This window comes from Methylobacterium sp. CCH5-D2, from assembly GCF_001556475.1.
GTDB classification, from domain to species: domain Bacteria; phylum Pseudomonadota; class Alphaproteobacteria; order Rhizobiales; family Beijerinckiaceae; genus Methylobacterium; species Methylobacterium hispanicum.
In genome coordinates, this window is sequence record NZ_LSIX01000686.1 from 1 (window position 1) to 1,731 (window position 1,731).

The window sequence follows — 1,731 nt, forward strand, 5'->3', positions numbered from 1 at the left end:
CGACTTGCGCCGCGACGACTTGCGCCGCGACGACTTGCGCCGCGACGACTTGCGCGAAGACGACCGGCGGGCCCTCGAACGGCGGGAGGATCTGCGGCGCGATGCGGCGCGGGAGGCGGAGCGTCGCCGGGAGATCGAGGCCGAGGATCGCCGTGCCCTCGACCGGCGCCGCTGACCCGGCGCGCCGCGGCACCTCCGGGTCCCGGGCTAGAACAGCCGGTTCAGACCGCCCACGAGGGCGCAGCGGCCCCAGACGGAGAGGCCGGCGCCGGTGCGGTCCACGTGATAGTAGTCGCCGGTCAGCCGCTCAATGTAGGTGGTGAAGGAGGGGTTGTCCGCGAGCACGATCCGGGTCGGCTCGACGGCGAGGTAGGGGCGCTCCGCCACCGGCTGCCAGCCGCGTCCGGTATTCTCGAGCCGGACGTAGCTGTGCCGGGCGCGCGAGAACACCAGCCGGATGCGCAGGTCGAGCAGGAAATTGTCGCCCAGGCGGCGGATGTCGCGGCATTCGAGGTCGCGCGGCGGAGCCGCGTGCCGCGCCTCCGCACCGGAGGCCGTGCCGCAGGCCAGGGCGAGCGCGAGGCCGATGAATCTCATGCGAACTCCGGAGGGGAATGGTCCTGGGGGCGGGCAGGCGTCCGCGCGGGCGCAGGTCTTCTAGTAGTTCAGGCGCAGCGCCGGCCCGATGCCGTAGGGCGTGAGGCTCGGCGGCCCCGCACCGCACAGGTCCGGCTCCGGGCAGACGATCGGAGGGTCGTCGTGGCGCCGGCAGAAGCCGGCCGCATCGGGCGCGAAACCCGCGAGGCAGCGCCCGGTCCGCAGATCGATCGCGTCGACGAGCGGGCGCGGCAGGAGCGCCGGCGGCGGAGGCGGCAGGAGGACCGGGGGCGCAAGTCCCGGCGCAAGCGTCGGGGCCGGATAGAGGGCATCGGGCGGAGGAGCGGGCGGGCGCCCGGGATCCGCCGCCAGGGCCGGCACGCCGCCGAGGCTCAGGCCGACCAGCCCGCACAGGATGAAGCGGGGCATCGCGCACGTCACCGCGATGGACCGCGCCGGGCGGCTCGCCCCGGCCATCGCATGCCGACCCTGAGATCCTGTTCCAATGTCCGGCTCCCGGCGGCGCGTCAGCGGGTGTGGACCTGCTCCTGCAGCAGGCGGGCGAGATCCTCGATCTGCGAGGCGTTGCGGGTCACCCGCGGGGTGAGCAGCAGGATCAGCTCGACCCGGCGGACGTTGTCGACCTTCTGCTTGAAGAAGTCGCCCACGACCGGCACCGTCTTGAGCACCGGCACCCCGTCCTCCTGCTGCTCCAGGCGGTCCTGGATCAGGCCGGCGAGCAGCACCGTGCGGCCGGATTGCAGCAGGATGTCGGACTCGACGCTGCGGGTGGAGATGACCGGCGTCAGGTTCCCGGCGAGCACCGATTGCGAGGGCGTGCTCACCGATTGGTTGACCTTCAGCGCCACGGAGTTGTTCACGTGGATCTGCGGCGTGATGTCGAGGATGATGCCGGTATCCTTGATCACGATCTCCTGCGTGACCGTGGTGTTGCCGAGGTTGTTCGCGGATTGCGAGCGCTGCGCGTAGGGAATCTGGTCGCCGATGACGAGCCGCGCCTGCTTGCCGTTGAGCACCGTGAGGTAGGGCGAGGAGATCACCTTCACCTTGGTCACGCCCTGGAGCGCGCGCAGCACCGCATCGACCCGGAGCGCGTTGCCGATGCGCGCGCTC

Annotated in this window: 3 protein-coding genes; all 3 read right to left on the reverse strand. The window is 72.0% G+C overall.

Annotated features, from left to right (window positions below; all coding sequences use genetic code 11):
* Nucleotides 1–207 precede the first annotated feature (207 nt).
* Nucleotides 208–597 (reverse strand): hypothetical protein, encoded by a 390-nt coding sequence (locus AX737_RS18105; protein ID WP_066923870.1) that lies wholly within the window; start codon nucleotides 595–597, stop codon nucleotides 208–210.
* Between the two features lie 60 nt (nucleotides 598–657).
* Nucleotides 658–1,026, reverse strand: a complete 369-nt coding sequence (locus AX737_RS18110; protein WP_156453816.1) for a hypothetical protein — start codon at nucleotides 1,024–1,026, stop codon at nucleotides 658–660.
* Nucleotides 1,027–1,124: 98 nt separating this feature from the next.
* Nucleotides 1,125–1,731, reverse strand: a 607-nt coding sequence (locus AX737_RS18115; RefSeq protein WP_197430625.1) for a type II and III secretion system protein, incomplete at its 5' end; no start/stop codon positions are given.

Bases quoted from the DNA above. Each gene is read 5' to 3' on its own strand.
- AX737_RS18105 (WP_066923870.1), bottom strand. From the start codon at position 597: ATGAGATTCATCGGCCTCGCGCTCGCCCTGGCCTGCGGCACGGCCTCC.
- AX737_RS18110 (WP_156453816.1), bottom strand. From the start codon at position 1,026: ATGCCCCGCTTCATCCTGTGCGGGCTGGTCGGCCTGAGCCTCGGCGGC.